General features: G+C 45.1%; 14 protein-coding genes. 5 read left to right on the top strand and 9 right to left on the bottom strand.

The window, feature by feature from the left end:
* The first annotated feature begins 11 nt into the window (after positions 1–11).
* A complete protein-coding gene (locus tag DFP79_RS10800; protein ID WP_133503959.1) occupies positions 12–2576 on the top strand; it encodes a circularly permuted type 2 ATP-grasp protein in 2565 nt (854 codons plus the stop codon).
* 2 nt (positions 2577–2578) lie between these two features.
* Complete coding sequence (locus tag DFP79_RS10795; protein ID WP_133503958.1) at positions 2579–3460, top strand: transglutaminase family protein; 882 nt, start codon at positions 2579–2581, stop codon at positions 3458–3460.
* 111 nt (positions 3461–3571) lie between these two features.
* Here DFP79_RS10795 and DFP79_RS18250 read toward each other — a convergent pair whose 3' ends face one another.
* The 9 genes from DFP79_RS18250 to DFP79_RS10750 all read right to left on the bottom strand — a co-directional run bounded on the left by DFP79_RS18250 (position 3572) and on the right by DFP79_RS10750 (position 16554).
* Positions 3572–3658 (bottom strand): multicopper oxidase domain-containing protein, encoded by an 87-nt coding sequence (locus DFP79_RS18250; protein ID WP_424960646.1) that lies wholly within the window; start codon positions 3656–3658, stop codon positions 3572–3574.
* Between the two features lie 145 nt (positions 3659–3803).
* Complete coding sequence (locus DFP79_RS18070; RefSeq protein ID WP_133503957.1) at positions 3804–6689, bottom strand: HD domain-containing phosphohydrolase; 2886 nt, start codon at positions 6687–6689, stop codon at positions 3804–3806.
* A gap of 253 nt (positions 6690–6942) precedes the next feature.
* Positions 6943–9834 carry an HD domain-containing phosphohydrolase gene (locus DFP79_RS18065; protein WP_133503956.1) on the bottom strand — a complete coding sequence of 964 codons (2892 nt, stop codon included), beginning with the start codon at positions 9832–9834 and terminating at the stop codon, positions 6943–6945.
* Between the two features lie 294 nt (positions 9835–10128).
* A complete protein-coding gene (locus DFP79_RS10775; protein WP_208111414.1) occupies positions 10129–11712 on the bottom strand; it encodes an aldehyde dehydrogenase (NADP(+)) in 1584 nt (527 codons plus the stop codon).
* A 39-nt stretch (positions 11713–11751) separates the two neighbouring features.
* Complete coding sequence (locus DFP79_RS10770) at positions 11752–12660, bottom strand: 5-dehydro-4-deoxyglucarate dehydratase (protein ID WP_133503955.1); 909 nt, start codon at positions 12658–12660, stop codon at positions 11752–11754.
* 136 nt (positions 12661–12796) lie between these two features.
* The gene (locus tag DFP79_RS10765) at positions 12797–13606 is read right to left on the bottom strand and encodes an NAD-dependent epimerase/dehydratase family protein (RefSeq protein ID WP_133503954.1); all 810 of its coding nucleotides are present in this window, start codon (positions 13604–13606) and stop codon (positions 12797–12799) included.
* Positions 13607–13657: 51 nt separating this feature from the next.
* Entirely contained in the window at positions 13658–14941 is a 1284-nt protein-coding gene (locus DFP79_RS10760) for a TRAP transporter large permease (RefSeq protein WP_133503953.1), read from the bottom strand.
* Between the two features lies 1 nt (position 14942).
* Positions 14943–15473: a TRAP transporter small permease gene (locus DFP79_RS10755; protein ID WP_133503952.1), complete on the bottom strand. Its 531-nt coding sequence runs from the start codon at positions 15471–15473 to the stop codon at positions 14943–14945.
* Positions 15474–15561: 88 nt separating this feature from the next.
* On the bottom strand, positions 15562–16554 hold the full coding sequence (locus DFP79_RS10750) for a TRAP transporter substrate-binding protein (protein ID WP_133503951.1): 993 nt from the start codon (positions 16552–16554) through the stop codon (positions 15562–15564).
* Between the two features lie 268 nt (positions 16555–16822).
* Between DFP79_RS10750 and DFP79_RS10745 the strand changes: the two genes are divergently transcribed.
* From DFP79_RS10745 to DFP79_RS10735, 3 genes are all read left to right on the top strand, one after another.
* Complete coding sequence (locus tag DFP79_RS10745; protein ID WP_133503950.1) at positions 16823–17566, top strand: FadR/GntR family transcriptional regulator; 744 nt, start codon at positions 16823–16825, stop codon at positions 17564–17566.
* Between the two features lie 67 nt (positions 17567–17633).
* Positions 17634–18770, top strand: coding sequence for a mandelate racemase/muconate lactonizing enzyme family protein (locus DFP79_RS10740; protein ID WP_133503949.1), 1137 nt, complete (start codon positions 17634–17636; stop codon positions 18768–18770).
* A 15-nt stretch (positions 18771–18785) separates the two neighbouring features.
* Positions 18786–19637, top strand: coding sequence for an amidohydrolase family protein (locus DFP79_RS10735; RefSeq protein ID WP_133503948.1), 852 nt, complete (start codon positions 18786–18788; stop codon positions 19635–19637).
* Positions 19638–19653 lie beyond the last annotated feature (16 nt).

The following is a 19653-nucleotide window of genomic DNA, read 5'->3' as shown; positions in this document are numbered from 1 at the left end:
AATCCTTGTTTATGCATACAGATGCGCTTGCACCAATGACGCCCGAACAGGCGTCATTGGACTTCGACCCAGCTTCATCGAAACATTATGATGAGGCTTTTGATATGAATGGTTTTCCAAGGGATCACTGGCAAACTATTATCGAGAGCTTTAATGCACTTGGTGCCGAAGGAGTGGCAGACCGTCAACAACGAGCACGTCGTATTCTCAGTGACGATGGGGCAACCTATAACCTGACATCCGACCCGCTCTCCCCAAATGTCTGGGGTTTAGACATTGTTCCTTATTTGATCGAAAACGACAGCTGGAAAGCGCTTGAGCAAGGTATGGTTCAGCGTTCTAAGCTGTTCGATTTGATCATGAAAGATCTCTACGGCGAACAAACCTTATTAAAAGAAGGTGTGATTCCCAGTGAGATTATTTTTGATCATCCTGGCTTTTTACGAGCTTGTCATGGCATTTCCGTTCCGCACGCACAGGATATTTTGTTGCATGCTTCGGACTTAGTTCGAGATGAACGTGGCCAATATCTCATTGTAGGTGACCGCACACAGGCGCCTAGTGGCGCGGGCTATGCGCATGAAAACCGTGTCGTTTTATCCCGAGTAATGCCGAGGCTGTTTCGAACCAGCCGAATAAAAAGGCTGTCGCACTTTTTTCAGACGCTGCGTGATACGTTAATGCGCATCGGTAAACAGATTTCAGATAAACCGCGCATTGTGCTGCTATCTGAAGGTGCGAACAGTAAAACCTATTTTGAACAGGCCTATCTTGCGAACTATCTTGGTTTCCCGTTGGTGCAAGGAGGAGACCTAACTGTTCGTAATGGACAGGTCTGGATGAAGTCTTTAAACGGCTTATCGCCGGTCGATGTGATTATGCGTCGTATAAACGACGATGCTTGTGATCAGGCCGAGCTTAAACCGAATTCGCTGCTTGGGGTTCCTGGCCTTTTGGAAGTCGCCCGAAGTGGCAAAGTTGTTATTGCCAACCCTATTGGCTCTGGTTTGCTGGAAACGCCAGCACTGATGGCATTTTTGCCACAGATTAGCCAATTTCTATTAGGTGAAGAGCTTTCCATTGCGACGGTGAAAACCTATTGGTGTGGAACCGAAGAGAACCGATTGCATGTTGAAGCGAACCTAAGTCAGCTGATTATCAAGCCTGCAATGCGCGTTAATGGAGGCGACAGTTATTATGGTCACACGTTAGATCAAGAAGCTAAACAGGCTCTGTTAGATAAAATCCGTCTGGCGCCGCATCGCTGGGTGGCACAGGAATACGTGAGCGGTGCGCAATTGCCTGTATGGGCTGATCAAGGCTTGAAAAAGCGCCCAAGTATCATGCGTATGTTCACCGTAGCGGATAAAGACGGTTTTAGTGTAATGCCGGGCGGTTTAAGTCGGGTAGGCAGCCAAGGTAACGAACGGATCGTTGGAAATAATATTTCAGATACACTGAGTAAAGATACTTGGGTATTGGCGACTGATTTTGAAAGCACACTGCCTGCGGGAATGGACTCATCAAGCGTACAAGACATTGCATTGCAATCGAACCTTCCCAGTCGTGTTATTGAAAATCTATTTTGGTTTGGTCGTTACATGGAACGAGCGGAAGTCTCGTTGCGTTTAATGCGGACTTTCTTTAAGCAAATGAACGGTGTCGAACCGCTACCAAAAGAAAGTCGAGACATTTTACTAAAAGCCATTTCACTGCAAACGGGCTGTTTACCGGGCTTTGTTCAGGGCGATTCCAGTATGTTTGAAGAGCCTAACGACGAGCTTGCGTCGTTGATTTGTGACGGTGCTCGACCCGGAACCATTAAGTCTAACCTAAATGCCATGCTCGCATGCGGCGAGCAGGTGAAGGAGATGCTGTCGGCCGATACGCGCATCATTCTAAATGATTTGCGTGCCCACATTCATCAAGTGGATCGCGCTTACGCAAATGGTTTGCCTGAACTGCCGGAAGAGTCTTTAGACAATCTGGTAACGTCGATTTTGGCATTATCGGGCTTGAATCATGAGAGCATGTTGCGTGGCCCAGATTGGATGTTTCAGGAACTCGGTCGTCGTACTGAAAGGGCGTTGCAAACGGCAAAATTGCTGAAATCAACATTGACGGAGCCTCTCGCTTCAATGCAACAAAGCTTAGTATTGGAATCTGTCTTACTGAGTGTTGAGGCGTTGATTTCGTTTCGCCGTCGTTATCGAAATCGAAATCGTGTGGCGTACGGCCTTGATTTACTTATGGCAGATCGAACCAACCCGCGGTCATTGATTTATCAGACGGAGCAGTTGCGTAAATATTTAGAAGAGCTACCTCGAAACGAGTCGAGTGAGCTTGGCTTAAGTCCAGAAAAACGGATGATTATTAAATCGCTTAATGACATTCAGCTCGCGGATCTTGAAATGCTCGCCCATGTCGATGAAATCGACGGTGAACGTAGTGCGTTATCTGATTTTATGACGCAGTTAACCGAACAGTTAGAACGCTTTACATCTCATATTAGTGACAAATATTTTGACCACGCTGCGGGGCCTCAGCAGCTTGTGCCGGGTCATGGGGAATATTGAAAATGAAGTACAAAGTTCGCCATTTAACGGAATATGAGTACAGCGCCCCCGTTGCCTTGTGTTACAACATGGCGCACTTACTTCCTAGAGACACAAACAATCAGCGTTGTTTGAGTCGCCGAATTAAGGTCTGGCCGAAGCCGGTTTATCAGCACGAAGGTCAGGATTATTACGGCAATCAAACCTGTTACTTCTCAATCGAAGAGCCTCATCAAAAGCTGAGTATCGATGTTATAAGTTACTTTGAAATTCAGACAACCGATTTTATTGCCCAAGCGGAAGCGCATCCACTTACTTTAGGAGAGCTCAAAGCTTTATTAGAAAAGCCGCACACATCAGAGCTTCGAATGGCAAAAGAGTTTATTTTAAACTCCCCGCAAGTTCGTTGCTCGGAACAACTGGCTGAGTATGCGCGAGATTGCTTCTCTGATGAAATACCAATGATACAGGGTGTGAAGGCCTTTATGCATAAGGTGTTTACAGAATTCAATTTTGACCCTACCAGCACGACCGTGGCCACACCGCTAGAACAAGTATTGGAACAAAAGAGCGGAGTGTGTCAGGATTTTGCGCACCTTTCATTGGGGTGTTTACGTTCGCTAGGCATTCCGACTCGCTATATGAGTGGCTACTTAGAAACACTGCCTCCGCCAGGTCAAGAGAAGTTAACGGGTGCAGATGCTTCCCATGCGTGGTTCGCGGTGTTTGTTCCAGACTTTGGTTGGGTCGAGTTCGATCCAACGAATGACATCATGCCCACGGATCAACATATAGTGACCGCATTTGGACGGGATTACGCAGACGTTACTCCGCTTCAAGGCGTGATCTTTGAAGGCGGAGACAGCCAGACACTGAGCGTGTCAGTCGATGTTCAACGAGTGTAAGCGGCTCTCAAGCACAGAGCCGAATGGAATTTCTACCTAGGAAAATCTCTGTTTATCAATACAAAAAAGCGAGCCTTTTGGCTCGCTTTTTTGTATTGCGTATCTGTCTGTTTATTCTTTGAGTACTACTTTTTGCATCATTCCCTGATCTTCATGGTCGAGAATATGGCAATGCAGTACAAATGCGCCGGTATACATTTGTTTCACAGTAAGAGGGTCGTCGATACCCGGTAAGGAAGTCGGGTAGCGGTTTTCAGAGTATGCAACGGTATACGATGGAACTTACCTCGAATAAAGAAGAGTTATCCACATACTGAAGCCAGTGGACTTGTTCACACCTTATCTAGCTAATTTGCATTTGTGGCTCTTCAATTCCTGCCCATGTAAACAGTTGGGTTTGCGATACCGCATCGATCTGTTCAGGTTTTAGGTGTTTCTCAGCATACGAAAGGTAGGCTTTCGAAGTAATAAACAGTTTAAAGAGGTCTTTGTCTAAATGGTGATCTTTCACCATAAACGCTAATATACGCATCGATTCCGATAATGTTTTGGCCGTTTTATAAGGGCGGTCGGCTGCTGTGAGTGCTTCAAAAACATCGGCAATGGCCATAATTCGCTCAGGAATCGAAAGTTGCTCTTGAGATAGTCTTCTTGGGTAGCCTGTACCATCCATTTTTTCATGATGGTTCCCTGCGATGTTCGGAACATTTTTGAGTTCATCAGGGAAGGGCAAAGCCGAGAGCATCTTGATCGTTTGGACCATATGATCGTTGATCGCGAAACGTTCTTCGTTTGTTAAAGTGCCGCGTTCAACACAAAGGTTATACAGCTCGCCTTTGTTCAATGCATATTTTGGAAGCTCCATATCAAACCCCCAAATGTTTTTAGGATCGTCTTTCTGAACAGGTGGGAGGTTCTTGCCCCATGAAACAAGGTGTTCAACCTTATCTGATAGTAATTGCTCTGTGACGGGCAACGATTCTGAGGTATTTGAAGCCAATGCAAGTTCTTCGTGTGACAAACCTTCGAATCGGTTGAAATGGCGCTCCCATGTTTGCGTGCCGATCTCTCGTACTCGCTGAATATCTTCAGCAGCCATCCTTTCTGCACCCATGTTTGCGTTCGCGATGAAGCTGAAATTGTCTTGTAAGTCTGTTTGGGTTTTCGTTCTCGCGCGTTCAAGCTGCGCAGGGTCTTTTCCCTCTGCAAGGCCTTTGTAATACTCGACATCTGCATCGCGCCAAAGCACTTCAAATCGTGTGCGAATTTCGTGAATTCTATTGTGAATGGTTTCGAGTTTTGTGGCTTTGTCTATGATGTGTTCGTCACTGGTGATTTTCCCACAATCATGAAGCCATGCGGCGATACGGAACTCGCGCCTTTGCATTGCTGTCATGTTGAAATCAGAAAATTCGCCTTCTGAGGCGTCAATAGCGGCTTGAGCGAGCAGTTCTGCAAGTTCTGGAACGCGGTCGCAATGTCCACTGGTGTATGACGATTTCGCATCGATTGTATCTGCCAACAGCTTCATAATGGCGTCCATGAGTTCTTGTTGCGCTTCAAACTGCTTTCGGGCAGAAATGGCTGCGGCTGCGACACCAGACACTTCTTCAATAAAGCGTTGAAAAGCGGTATCCACATTGACGGGAGAGTTCGCTGGCAAACGAAGAACCAATACCCCAAGCATTGTGTTATTTCGTTCAATGAGCGGTGCTAGAAAGGTACGCTGGTCGTCAAACTTGAGCGCTTTTTCAAGATTACTCTTCACAGTATCCCAATCGAAATGCTCGCAACTCACTAATGTTGGGGCATCCAGTTTGGCTGACGAGGCTAATAGCAATTGCTTTTGTGATTCGTCACAGAGAAAAACAGCACCAGATTCTGACGCTGTAATGGTCACTAAGTTCTGACAGACGTGATCCAGCATCTTTTCCAGATCTGGGTCTCTGGAGAGCTCATTCGAAATAGATTGGAAATTTTTTATCGCTAGAACCATGTGATTGGTCAAGGTAGACAGCTGATTGACCTCTCTAACGAAGGACTTAACACTGATCTTGCGACTAAAATCAAAGGACGTTAAGGCTCCAACCTCACTGGATAATAACCTTAATGGCTTCGATACAGAGTGTCCCACGATCGCACCGACGCCCACTAAAAGAAGGATGATGAGGCCGGACAATAATAGCTCACTGACTAAGTGATCATTAATTTCAGCAAGAAGCTCGTGTTGCGGTACCGTATACAAAATCCGCCATTGTTGATCAGAATCGGTCGCGATGGACTGCGTTGAACCATACCAGTTTTCACCCCCTACGTTCATTTTGAAAAGTGGGTTGTCGGTATTCTTTAGTGCACTTAAACGCTCTAAAGCAGGCACGTTCAATTCATCTACACGGATTAACCTTGGTTTTTCGGCATCGTATTTTACGAGGGGAGTGTCACTTGGTGAGCCAACGACAAAACCTTCTTGGTCAACTAATGCAATGTTGGTATAGCTACTGGAACGTAGGTTATGGATAAAGTCTGAAATGTCTGTTATCGAAGCATCGACACCCACTACTGTTCCATTGCCTTTATTTTGGACGGCAAACGTTGTGCCTACTTCTAACGTAGAGAAAAAGACATACGGAGACGTTAGTACAACATCGTCTTGGCTTTTTGCCTTAGCAAACCAAGGCCGGCGACGAGGATCATAAGAATACTCGTTAGGAACGCTTGTTTTAACCAGTGCTAAGTTGCTGTCGTAGAATTCCCAAGAGACAGTTTTGTTCTTGTTAACATCGTATTCGATGCTTTGAAGCATAAATGCAGCGTTCTCTGGAGCATCTAGAACCTCTTTGGCGTGGTCATTTTTCAACGTACGAAGAAGAAAGAAGTCTCCGTTGCTGTAACCAACATACACGGCGCTCAGGACATGATTGAGCCGCATAATACGGGCGAGAGTGGGTAATCTGCTTTTTCTGCTTTTTAAATCCCCCATTGACGTTAGGCTGTCAAATTCGAGAATTTTCACCGTAGACTGTACGGATTCTGTTAGCTGGTGGATTTGGGTATTTAAATTGGTAGTGAATTTTACCGAGGCCTTCTCAACCTCTGTAACAAGAGTGTTTCTATTTGAAAAATAAGAAATACTGGTTAGCCCAGCAGCCAGTGTTAACATACTAATGATAATAGCCAAACTCATTATTACGTTAACTGGAAGGTCTCTATAACGTTTCTTACTAACCACTTTTGCTCCTTTTTGCAATAATATTGTGATTAGGTTGAACGTTTCAATTCAGCCCATTCTTATTCTTTTTTTGTGTCTAATCACATAACAGAAAATTTATACCGACGAGTATCGCTTTAGCATACAGGAAGGTCTTGTTTGATTATGTTGCGCATATGTAAGAAATAATCAAAACGAATACCTTATATTGCAGATAAGGTGTAAAACGGAGTTGTGATGCGGTGATTTACGCAGCATGCCGCGGAGGTGAGGGCTACTTTATGGTGTGCTCGTCGTGTTGGTTTTCGATTCCCGCCCATTGAAACAGCCGGCTTTGCGATACTGTATCGATCTGTTCAGCTTTAAGAAATTGTTCAGCGTAGGAAAGATAGGCGTTGGAGGTCACAAACAGTTTAAAGAGGTCTTTGTCTAGGTGTTGCTCTTTTGCCATAAATGCCAAAATACGCATTGATTCTGATAGTGTCTTTGCGGCCTTGTAAGGACGATCGGCTGCGGTGAGCGCTTCAAAGACATCGGCAATTGCCATGATGCGTTCAGGAATTGAAAGTTGCTCTTTTGTTAACTTTCTTGGATAGCCAGTGCCGTCTATCTTCTCATGATGATTCCCGGCAATGTTGGGGACATTCTTAAGTTCATCTGGAAAGGGTAATGCGGTGAGCATCTTGATGGTTTGAACGATGTGTTCATTGATGGAAAACCGTTCTTCATGGGTAAGCGTGCCGCGTTTAATGCTTAAATTGTAGAATTCACCTTTGTTTAAAGCCTGTTTGGGAACCGTCATATCAAAGCCCCAAATGTTTTTTGGATTGTTCTTTTCTACTGTTGGGCGTCGAATCCCCCAAGGTATGATGTGCTCAGTTTTGTCTGCGATCAATTGCTCTGTAACCGGTAACACTTCAGGTGTGCTCGGTAAATGAGCGATTTCTTCACGAGACAAACCGATGTGGCTGCTGAAGTGACGTTGCCAAGTTTGTTTTCCTATTGCTGCTATGCGTTCGATGTCTTCGTCGTCCATGCGCTCTGAGCCAATATTGGAGCGTGCAATAAAGGCAAAATCATCCAACAGTTTTCGCTGGGTTCGTATTTTGGACTTTTCCAGCTCTATCGCGCTTTCGCCTGCGATTAATCCGTTTAAGTAAGTGATTTCTGCATCGCGCCAAAGTACCTCAAATCGTGTACGTATTTCGTGGATACGATTGTGGATTGTTTCCAATTTTGTTGCTTTATCAACAATGTGTTCGGAGCTGGTGATTTTGCCGCAGTCGTGTAACCACGCCGCTATGCGAAACTCTCGTTTCTCGGCTTCGGTCATGGAAAAATCTTTGTATTCACTATCGTTAGAGTTTATGGCGGCTTCAACGAGCAATTCCGCTAAGATTGGGACGCGCTCGCAATGGCCACTTGTGTAAGGGGATTTTGCGTCGATTGCGTCTGCGAGCAGGCGTATGATTGCTTCCATCAATGTTTGTTGGGATTCGAACTGCTTTCGGGTGGAAATTGCCGTAGCGGCCGCGCCTGAAACCTCTTCAATAAAACGCTGGAATGCGGCGTCAGTGGCTAACGATTCTTTCGGCAAGCGTAGGACAAGCGCGCCCAACATGCTTTCATCTCGGTCTACAAGGGGTGCGAGAAACACACGTTTGTTGGCGTCGTCTAACACCTTGTGCAAGGAAATCTTCATTTTGGGCCAATCGTGTGCGCCACATAAAATGGATTTGGGCGCTTCCATATTGGTGTTGGTTGCGAGAATCATTTCCCCCTCTGTTTCACTGCATAAATAAACAGCGCCAGACTCGGAAGAGGTGATCGTAACCAAGTGCTGGGACACCTGATCGAGCATCTTTTCTAAATCTGGGTCTCGCGACAGCTCTTGTGTGATGGACTGAAAGTTTTTTATGGCTAAGGCCATGTGACCAGTGAGATTTGAAAGTAAATTGACCTCTTTGACAGATGAGGGAACATGAATTTTCCGATTAAAATCAAACGATGCCAGAGCGCCAACTTCTTCTGATAAAAGCAGTAAAGGACGTGATACTGAGCGACCAATAAACCACCCAAACAGCATTAATATCGCGATTATTCCGACTGAGAGGGTAAGCTGGTGGATAAGGTATTCATTAACGTCTTTCAGTAGCTCCGTTTCAGGCACACTGTATAAAATTCTCCAGTTTTGGCCTGATTCATTAATAACGGGCTGATGAAAACCATACCAATGGTCACCTGCAACCGTCAGCTTAGCGAGCGAATTTGACGGCGGCTCCAGATTCATCAGCTGTTCGAGAATCGGTGTTTCCAGCTCATCTACTGTGATTAAGCGCGGTGTATCAATGTTGTATCGAATCAAAGAATGGTCGGATGACGAGCCGATGACTAAGCCATCTTGATCGACCAGTGCTATCTCGGTATTCAGATCAGGGCGTAAGTCCTTCATAAATCCAGAGATATCTTGGATGGATGCATCGACACCGACCACCGCACCTGTCTTCTTATTTTGAAGCGCAAAAGTGGTGCCGATTTCTAAGGTGCTGAAAAATACATAGGGTGCAGTAAGAGAGACGGTCGATTGGTTACTCGCGTTTTTAAACCAAGGACGTTTTCTTGGATCAAAGAGATAGTTGGACGGATTTCTTATAGAGATTGAGTTGAGTTCATCATCGAAATACTCCCACCAAGTGCGTGTGACCTTGCCGTTAGCGTCGCGTTCTATGCTTTGGAGCATAAACTCCGCTTCTTCTGGCGCAGAGAGCGTTGTTTTGGCATGCGTGTTTTTGAGCGATCTAAGAAGCACAAAATCACCGTCTTCATAGCCTACGTATACTGCACTGAGAACATGGTTCAAGCGCATAATCCGAGCCAGTGTTGGTAGTCTTTGTCTGCGTGTTTCCAACGATTCCATCGAGGTAATAACGTCGAATTCTAGTAACTTTACCGTAGCATCAACCGATTTGGTCACTTGCTGAATTTGATGGTTTAAATGGTTTGAGACTTGGACTGCGTTTTGTTTCACTTCGGAAATTAGCGTTGTGCGATTGAGATAATACGAAACCCCTGTAAGGCCAGCAGCGAGGATAAGCATGCTAATGATGATGGCAGAACTGACAATGACTTGGAGCGGAATGCCTGAATGGGTTTTTCGTTCGATCATCCTTGAGCCTTTAATTTTTATCGAATTAATGTCTTTCAGTCGCGAACATCTTTCAGCAGTAACCACTTTGCGCGTACTAAGACTATAGTACCGTTTTTGGGATGGTGGGCTGGTTGAGTGAAAAATCTACAATTGCTAACGTTGTGGTAATAAAATGCGTTGGTAAGAGTTTAAAGGCGTGAGGAATGTTGTAGAAGTAAAAAAGCCTTTTCGACATACATCGAAAAGGCTTTTTGAAACGGCTTTTTAAACTTAAATGGAACCGAACAAGTCCGTTACTAGGGGCGTTTTAGCCTATTTACCATCAACTAACTGAGGCACTTTCCAAGGGTTTGCATCTTTGATTGCTGGAGCTTGTAGCGCCTCCGGCAAATCCTGATAACAAACTGGACGTACAAAACGCTGAATCGCTGCACTGCCTACTGATGTCGTTCGAGTGTCAGACGTTGCAGGGAAAGGTCCGCCGTGAACCATCGCGTGAGAAACTTCAACACCTGTAGGGTAAGCGTTGCATAGAATACGTCCCGCTTTGCGTTCTAGAATCGGCAACAATGCACGTGCTTCTTCGTAATCCGCTTCTTCTAATTGAAGAGTCGCTGTCAGTTGTCCTTCCAGCTTCTCAGCAACCAGTTTGAACTCTTCTTCGCTTCCACATTTGATGATCAGTGATGTAGAACCAAACACTTCACCTTCTAGTGAATCATCTTTCAAAAAGGCTTCAGCTGTTGTAGAGAAAAGGTGCGCTTGACACTGGTTTGTTTCAGCGTCAGACATTTTACCTTTTGCGACTAGCTGTGCATTCGGATTATCGACTAACAATTGTACACTTTGGCAGTAAGCGCCATAGATTCCAGGTGTTAGCATCGTTTGTGTGCCGCTAGCAAAAATAGCTTGAGCTGCTTCGTCGATAAACGCTTCAGCGCCTTCACCGTCTTTTAAGATCACAAGACCTGGGTTAGTACAGAATTGACCTGCACCCATTGTCAATGAGCCGATAAAACCTTGAGCAAGAGAGCGCGCTTCACTTGCAAGTTTATTAGGCATCATGAATACAGGGTTGATGCTGCTCATTTCTGCGTAAACAGGAATCGGTTCTTTACGAGCCGCTGCAATGTTCATAAGCGCTGTACCGCCAGCACGAGACCCAGTAAAGCCAACGGCTTTAATATGAGGGTGAGCAACCAATGTTGCGCCAACATCGCGACCAGATCCGTATAGAAGAGAGAATATGCCTGCTGGCAATTTCATCTTGCTTAACGCAGATGTAATCGCTTTACCGACTAACTCAGAAGTACCTGGGTGTGCAGAGTGAGCTTTAACAATTACTGGACAGCCCGCAGCAAGAGCGGATGCTGTATCACCACCTGCAACAGAAAACGCCAGTGGGAAGTTACTTGCACCGAAAACAGCGACAGGGCCTACAGGTACGAATTGTAGGCGTAAATCAGCGCGAGGCAGTGGAGCACGCTCTGGCATGGCTGGATCAACGCGAACATCAAGGTATTTACCTGCGCGGGCAACGCTTGCAAACATTCTCAATTGGCCCATTGTGCGGCCACGTTCGCCTTCAATACGAGCTTGTGGCAATCCAGTTTCCTGCATTGCTCTTTTTACCAATACGTCGCCTAGCGCTAAGATCTCATCGGCAATCGTTTCAAGCAGCAGTGCACGTGTTTCTGGGTCAGTTGCTTTGAATTGATCAAACACGGCCCAAGCAGCATTTGCCGCTTGTTCAACGTGAGTTTCAGTCCCACCTGCATAAAGAGGTTCCATAGACTGGTTTGTAGCCGGATTAACTGCGGATACAGGCTTTTGTGTTCCTTTAACCTCATTACCAGCGATAATTAGGTTTCCGGTTAATTCGATTGGGGCGGTCATATGAGCCTCCTTAAAAATCTTACGTTTATGTTCTGGGGCCTATTGGCGATCCATAATTTCTTTAAGTGCTGCGAATTCTGCGTCTGTAGGACGAGTAAGCGGTGCACGTACATCACCAGCAGAGCGACCAATGATTTCTACACCCGCTTTGATAAGGCCAACAGCATAGCCTTTCTTTGTGTCACGTAGACGACAGAAAGGAATGAAGAAATCTTGAATGATCTTCGTTACTTTTTCAGATTCACCTGCACGTAGGGATTTGTAAAAATCCATCGCCATATCAGGCATAAAGTTGAATACTGCAGATGAGTAAGTGTTTACGCCAATTGATAGGTACGCTTCAGCAAAAATTTCTGCTGTTGGAACGCCACCGATGTAAACCAAACGGTCTTCAACAGTTTTGATTGTATCGTTTAGTGCAGCAATGTTACCTGTACCGTCTTTAAGAGCGACAAGGTTCGGGTTGCGAGCAGCAAGGTCTTTAACGCTTTCTGCGCTCAAAATTCCGTTACCACGGTTGTAGTAGATGAAGTGCAGTGGGCTGCCAGTCATTACTTGTGTCGCGTAATCAACAACACCGTCTTCAGGACATTCTGTTAGGAATGGAGGCATAAGTAGAATGCCATCTGCGCCTGCTTCTTCTGCTGCGGCAACAAATTTGCGTGCTTCTGGAACGCTTTTACCTGCGGCAGCGATAACTGGAACACGTCCACCTACTGCTTCAACAGCAACTTCTACAACTTCTTTGAACTCTTCATAGCTAAGAGAGAAAAATTCACCTGTTCCGCCAGCAACGAATACTGTAGAAACGCCTTTTTCAACAAACCACTCAACGCGAGACTTGAATGTTTCGGCATTGAATTGGCCATTTTCATCTAGATCCGTAACAGGAAAAGATAGAAGACCATCACTTAGTGCTGTTCTCATTTGTTCAGTTGAAAAACTCATAAAATCACCTCAAAAAACAATTAATTTCTTATTTTCGACGCAAAGAATCCCATACCCGTAAATTCGGGTACTTATATTCTTTGTGTTTGTTTCATTGATTAAGTCAGAGACTTAATCATTAGATAAGCGGGTTCGGCTACTTTTGCTTGTCGTCAAAGTGACCTGCGGTCACAAAGGCGCCTCCTTGATACCGAATAGCCGGATCATTTGGATCGTTGGTTTTACCTTCTTCGATCAGGTGGGGCTGATTTGCAAAAGGTTCAGAAGAATCCTGCGGTTGCCACCCAATAAAGCTAGCGTGCTTGTTATCACACCATTTCGCTTTGTTGTTAGAAACTGCATAGACCATAGTGCAGCCAAGGCGATCGGCATCAAAGGTTGCTTTGATAAGGTCCGCCAGATCTCGCTCACTCAGCCATGTGCTTAGCATGCGGCGATTTGCAATTTCTGGGAAACAGGAACCAATACGCGCCAAAGTCGATTCGATACCGAACTTATCGTAGTAGTAGCGAGCAAGGACTTCGCCAAAGCCTTTAGATACACCGTATAAGCTATCAGGGCGCATTTGGCTGTCTTCATCGAGCAAGGTTTCTCGGTCGTGAAAACCGACTAAGTGATTGGAACTGGTAAAGAAAACACGTTTAACGCCTTGCTGTCTTGCAGCTTCGTAGACGTTGTAGGTGCCCTTAATATTTCTATCTAGAATATTATCCCAAGTACCTTCAATAGACTGGCCGCCAGCATGGATAATGCCATCGCAATCTTTAGCCAGTTCAATGACGGATGCTAGGTCACTTAGATCACAGTGAGCAAAGCTTTCGCCTTCTTGAAGATCTTCGATCGGTACAATATCGGATAAGCGTAATTCGTCCACCCATCCAGCAAGCTGCTTACGTAATGCCTTACCTAAGTTTCCAGCTGCACCTGTTAATAATATACGTTTCATATCTGTACCTTAAATTGCAGAGGGAATATGTCTATTCCCCCTTTCACCATGTTATGGATTAATCCAGTTTGGTAGTGTTAGTGAAATAGCTGGAACAAATGTAACTAACATAAGTGCCGCTAGGATGGCTAAATAGAAAGGCCAAATCGATTTCACTGCCTTCTCAATTGGCACGTTACCAATTGCACAACCGACGAACAAACACCCACCTACTGGAGGAGTACATAACCCAAGACCCAAGTTCATCATTAGCATGATGCCAAATTGAATTGGATCCATGCCAAGGCCAACAGCGACAGGCAAAAAGATAGGTGTACAAATTAAAATCAATGCCGCCATGTCCATGATCATGCCCAAAACAAGCAAGATCAGATTCATAAGCAACAGGATAACGATTGGGTTGTCAGACAAAGACGTCAGTGCGTGAGCAAGTAGCTTAGGCACTTCGTACAACGCCAGCATGTAACCAAAAGCAGACGCACAACCAACAAGCACCATAACAAGGCCTGTTGTTCTAACTGAGCGAACTACCGCTACCCAAAAATCTTTTAGGCTTAATGTGCGGTAAACCACCGCAGTAATGACGATCGCATAAATTGCGCCGATGGCTCCGGATTCAGTTACCGTAAATACACCAGACAGTGCGCCACCTACCACAATAATTGCGGTAATTAATCCAGGGATAGAAGCAATAAACGAGATGAAGATCGCTTTTAAACCTGCAAATGGCTCTGTTGGGAAGTTCTTACGGATCGCAATAGTACGAGCCGCGAACGCCAACAATAAACACATTAAGATGCCAGGTACGATGCCTGCAACAAACAAGCTCGCTACCGACATGCCGCCGCCCGCTGCAACAACGTATAGAATCATATTGTGGCTAGGGGGAATCATGATGCCCGCGATAGACGAGGTAACAGTGACATTGACCGCGTAGTCGTCGTCGTAGCCTTTTTCCTTCATTACAGGAATAAGCAGAGAGCCCAATGCAGACGTATCTGCTACAGCGGAACCTGAAATACCACCAAATAGCATACTTGAGAAAACGTTAACTTGTCCCAGTCCGCCTCGCATCCAGCCAACACTTGCAGAAGCAAGTCGAATCAATCGAGCGGCGATTCCGCCATGCAACATTAATTCGCCAGCAAAGATGAAGAATGGAATTGCTAACAGTGAAAAGGTCGAAACACCAGAAACGATACGTTGGAACCCGATCATTAGTGGTAAACCTTCGTAAAAGAATGCGGCAAGAGCCGCCATACCTAGCGCAAAGGCAACGGGCGCACCGATAACCGTTAATAGCGCGAAGAATCCTAATAAAATTGCTAAACCCATACTACTCTCCGCTTACTTGATTTATAGAGGCGGGATTAAACAGTCCTGTTAGACCCTGATACGCACGATATAAAGCAAAAATACATATTAACCCCCCTGAAATAACAACGGGTAAATAGCGATAACTTTCACTAATGCCCAGTAGGGGAATTTTTTGAAATTGGGTAAAAGACATAAGGTCATTTGTATACCACGCTAACGCAAATCCAAACGTAGCGAGCATTAAATTAATAATTACATCTAGGAACAACGCTGCTTTCTTAGAGATCACCAATGTGATCATTTCTACGCTCAAGTGCGTGCGTTCATATATGCCGACAGCTGCGGCAAGAAAAGTAATACCAACAATGAGGAGCATAGCCATTTGCTCGACCCAAGTTGGCGTATCATTTAGCACATAGCGCCCAAATACAAGCCACCCAAATGACATTACAAGGACAACGATCATGGCACCGGCTAAATTGGTTGCTGCAAAGGCTAAGGCGTCTAATACGCGCTCAATCAGAGGCACTTTTTTAGAGGTAGACTTCATAAGGCTACTCGCTTAATAAACAAACTTAAAAGAGAGTTCACCGAAGAACGTCTTCAGTGAACTCTGGGTATACCGACTTAAAACTTAATTAGTCGACGCTTTGGATTTTTTGAACTAGAGGTTTCAAAGTAGGATTATCTTGGAAGGCTTTTTCATAAACGACTTTCATCGCGTTTTGGAAAGGAGCTTTATTAGATATTTCGTTAAATGCTACGCCAGAAGCCAATACTTTTTCACGGCTTGACTTGTCACGTTCCGCCCAAAGTTTACGTTGTAAAACCGCACTTGCACGAGCGGCATCTTTAACAATCTTTTGATCGCCTGCAGCAAGCTGGTTCCATGCACTTACGCTTACGCAAACACACTCAGGTAAGATCAAATGTTCAGTCAAAGAATAATAACCAGCGACTTCAAAGTGGTTACTAGACTCGTATGATGGCCAGTTATTTTCCGCACCATCCACTACGCCAGTTTTAAGAGACTGGTAGATTTCAGAGTAAGCCATTGGTGTCGCGTTGCCACCTAGTGCTTCAACCATACCCACGTAAAGTTCGTTGTTCATAACACGGAATTTCATACCATCAAGATCCGCTGGAGTCTCGATTGGTTTTTCGGTGTTGTAGAAAGAACGTGCACCCGAATCATACCAAGCTAACGATTTGATGCCGTGTTTTTCCATCGCGGCACTTAGTTCATCACCCACTGGCCCATCCATTACACGATGCATGTGATCGACGCTTTTGAAAATGAAAGGCAAAGAAACAACGTTTGCTTCAGGTACGATTGTACCGATTGGCCCTAAGTTAAATTCAGCGAATTGGATTGCTCCAATTTGCAACATTTGGATGCTGTCTGCTTGGCTGCCAAGAACCGCACCGTTATAAACCCGACCAGCAACACGTCCGTCTGTTTTAGCATCGACATCAGCAATGAATGACTCAAGTGCTGTGGTTACAGGGTAACCTGGGTTATGGATGTTCCAGCCTTTCCACTCAGCATTAGCAGAAGTTGAAACGGCAGCGGCAGCGGCTGCAACAAGTACAGCTCCACTAACTTTTTGTATAACGGTTTTTTTTATCATTGTTATAGCTCCAATACTCTTAAGTTAGATGGGGATATCCCCATACTTAGTTGACAAACAGAGAAGCGGTTTAGCAAATTTTGCTGACTTCATCGTTTGGTCTTTTTAAATTATTAGCACTGATAATATTAATTCGCAATAGTCATACTATGAATTTTTACAAAAATGTCAATGACAGCTATTGTTATCTACAATATAGTGCATTTTAAAACATACGCCAATTAGCGCCCGTGCCGAAAAGAAGTTGCGTAATTAGAGGTATATAACAATGAGTAACGAACGGAAGAAGTCGATAAAACGCTCAAAAACGAGCCTGCCTGAGTTAGCAGCTGAGAGAATTAGAGAAAAAATTCGCACTAGTAATATGTCTGTTGGAGATAAACTGCCAACTGAGCCTAACCTAATGACCGAGCTAGGGGTAAGTCGCACGGTCCTCAGAGAGGCGATGATGACCCTGAAAGCTGAAGGTTGGGTTTCTCCAAAGCAAGGCGTTGGTGTTTTTATTTCAGAGCCAAAACCCAGTAGTTTTAACGAGTTCTCTACATCAGATACGCTTACCATTAGCGATGCAATTGAATCTCTTGAATTGCGTACAGCAGTTGAAGTAGAAGGCGTTGCACTCGCTGTATCACGGCGTTCAGCGGTACAGGAAGCTGACATTTGCAGCAGTTTTGATGCCTTTGAACGAAAAGTTGCTTTGGGTGAGTCTGCGGAGCAAGAAGACTATGAATTTCATCTAGCTATTGCCCGTGCAACAAACAACGAAAGGTTCGTTAAATTCCTCAATGTATTGGGCAAAAAAACGATACCAAGAACACGCCTTCGCGAAGACGCTGGCTTACCCAGAGATCCCAACTTAGAGCAAATATTAAATCAAGAGCATAAGGCTATATTGGACGCTTTCCTTGACCGTGATATTGATCGTGCTCGAGATGCGATGCGCGCACACCTAACAAATGGGTGCAACCGTTATCGTGATCTTGCGAGGGCCATACAAAAATCCAAGTCATAGTATGAATTTCTTGATAACTTGAAAATACATGCTATGATCCAATAAAAATAACAATCAGGGTTATTACATGAAGATCACTGAAGTACGACTACATCCTCTAACTTATCCGCTGGAACATGCGTTTGAATCCGCTTCCATGTCTTTTAAATCGAGAGAGCATTTGCTCGTTGAGATTGTTTGCGATAATGGACTTGTAGGTTGGGGTGAATGCTTGGGTAACCGAGTGGTCAACGCCGCGTACCTTGAAGTGATGACTCCTCTCCTGATTGGAAAATCTGCTTTTGATATCGAACCTATTTGGCTAAATCTGTACAACACCTTCCGTGATCAAGGACAACGTGGTGCCGTGATCAACGCAATCAGCGGAATTGACATCGCGCTATGGGATGTCGTTGGTAAGTTTCACGATAAACCCGTGTCTGAATTATTGGGCGGCCAATTCCGTTCTGAGATCCCTGTATATGCAACAGGTGGATTCCGAAAAGTAGGCTTTGACCGCCTAAGCAGCTTGATGGAAGAAGTTCGTGACTACAAAGCTAAAGGGTTTGAAGCGGTTAAAATCAAAATTGGCTTTGGATTAGAGATAGACATTGAGTGTATTAAACAGACTCGTGCCGAGCTGGGCCCTGACATTGAGTTGATGATTGATGCCAATCACGGATACGACTTAATTGATGCCAAACGCATTATTGATGCAGTAAAAGATCTGGACATCCGCTGGTTTGAAGAACCTGTAGTGCCGGAAGCGTTCACTCAATACAAGGAATTGCGACAGTCTTCTCCAATTCCAATTGCCGGTGGTGAAACTTGGCATTCTCGCTGGGGTTACCATGAAGCACTTAAACAACATACGGTCGATATTATTCAACCTGATGTTTGTGGTGTCGGCGGTCTTAGTGAAGCGCGTAAGATTTTGACGTTGGTGGACGTATACGGCGTACGCTGTGTTCCTCACGTTTGGGGAACGGCTGTAGCAATCGCAGCAGGATTGCATTTCCATGCGATTATTCCACCGAATCCTCCTTCATTTGGTACGGACTCTCCAAGATTTGAGTTTGACCAAACTCATAATCCGTTCAGAACCAGCATTGTTGAAGAAGACATCGTTGTGAAAAATGGCAAACTGGCAGTGCCTTCAAAACCAGGATTAGGGATCACCATTAACCGTGATGAATTGGCACGCTATGCGCCAGTTTCCAAATAGATGAGGAGTGATGACATGACTGCGAAACGAATTCTTTTTGGACAACCTCCAAAGATAGCGTTACCTGACAATGCGATAGACAGTCACATGCACGTCTATTCTGCTCAGCATCCTTCTCAACCTGGAGGCCCGGATTTGCCGGCGGATGCCGCAAGTTTAGAAGATTATCAAAAAGTACAACAATGGCTTGGATTAAAGCGCGTTGTGATTACTCAACCCAATGCATATCAAACTGACAACACCGTTATGCTTGAAGCGTTGGATGTGCTTGGGGATCGTGGACGAGGCGTTGTTGTTGTGACGCCTGACACAACAGAAGAAGAGCTGGAAGCATGGCATGCAAGAGGGGCAAGAGGGGCGCGTATCATGCAGCTTCCTCAAGGCGCGGCTGGCATTGATAAGCTTTTAGAAGTAAACGCAAAAATTCGCTCTTTAGGCTGGACGTGTATTGTTCAATTTTATGGCCACGAAATCATGGAGCACCTGCCTGTATTAGAAAAAATACAAGGCGATTACTCTATTGACCATTTTTGTAAATTTATTCCGCCCGTCAAGACTGACTCAGTGGAATACAAAGCGCTGCTTAGCCTGATGGAGCGCGGCAATGCTTACTACAAAATGGCTGGAGTGTATGAAAGTTCACAAGTAGGCGCGCCAAATTATGCCGATATTGAAGCCATGGCGAAACCTATTATTGAGCGCTTTCCAGAGAGAGTGTTATGGGGAAGCAACTGGCCGCACGTATCTGGGCCAATAGAGAACGCGCCTAACGACGCGATTCTGTTGGACAAAATGATGGAATGGATGGGAGATGAGCGTACACGTCAGCAAATCTTCGTTGAGAATCCACAAAGACTTTACTGGTAGACGCTGACATCTACCA

The organism is Marinomonas balearica (genome assembly GCF_004362145.1).
GTDB classification, from domain to species: Bacteria; Pseudomonadota; Gammaproteobacteria; order Pseudomonadales; family Marinomonadaceae; genus Marinomonas; species Marinomonas balearica.
The sequence above is the reverse complement of the archived record's forward strand: the minus strand, read 5'-3'. Positions and strand labels throughout refer to the sequence as shown.

Coding starts and splice junctions, on each gene's coding strand:
- DFP79_RS10800 (WP_133503959.1), top strand. CDS start 12: ATGCATACAGATGCGCTTGCACCAATGACGCCCGAACAGGCGTCATTG.
- DFP79_RS10795 (WP_133503958.1), top strand. CDS start 2,579: ATGAAGTACAAAGTTCGCCATTTAACGGAATATGAGTACAGCGCCCCC.
- DFP79_RS18250 (WP_424960646.1), bottom strand. CDS start 3,658: ATGTATACCGGCGCATTTGTACTGCATTGCCATATTCTCGACCATGAA.
- DFP79_RS18065 (WP_133503956.1), bottom strand. CDS start 9,834: ATGATCGAACGAAAAACCCATTCAGGCATTCCGCTCCAAGTCATTGTC.
- DFP79_RS10775 (WP_208111414.1), bottom strand. CDS start 11,712: ATGACCGCCCCAATCGAATTAACCGGAAACCTAATTATCGCTGGTAAT.
- DFP79_RS10770 (WP_133503955.1), bottom strand. CDS start 12,660: ATGAGTTTTTCAACTGAACAAATGAGAACAGCACTAAGTGATGGTCTT.
- DFP79_RS10765 (WP_133503954.1), bottom strand. CDS start 13,606: ATGAAACGTATATTATTAACAGGTGCAGCTGGAAACTTAGGTAAGGCA.
- DFP79_RS10760 (WP_133503953.1), bottom strand. CDS start 14,941: ATGGGTTTAGCAATTTTATTAGGATTCTTCGCGCTATTAACGGTTATC.
- DFP79_RS10755 (WP_133503952.1), bottom strand. CDS start 15,473: ATGAAGTCTACCTCTAAAAAAGTGCCTCTGATTGAGCGCGTATTAGAC.
- DFP79_RS10750 (WP_133503951.1), bottom strand. CDS start 16,554: ATGATAAAAAAAACCGTTATACAAAAAGTTAGTGGAGCTGTACTTGTT.
- DFP79_RS10745 (WP_133503950.1), top strand. CDS start 16,823: ATGAGTAACGAACGGAAGAAGTCGATAAAACGCTCAAAAACGAGCCTG.
- DFP79_RS10740 (WP_133503949.1), top strand. CDS start 17,634: ATGAAGATCACTGAAGTACGACTACATCCTCTAACTTATCCGCTGGAA.
- DFP79_RS10735 (WP_133503948.1), top strand. CDS start 18,786: ATGACTGCGAAACGAATTCTTTTTGGACAACCTCCAAAGATAGCGTTA.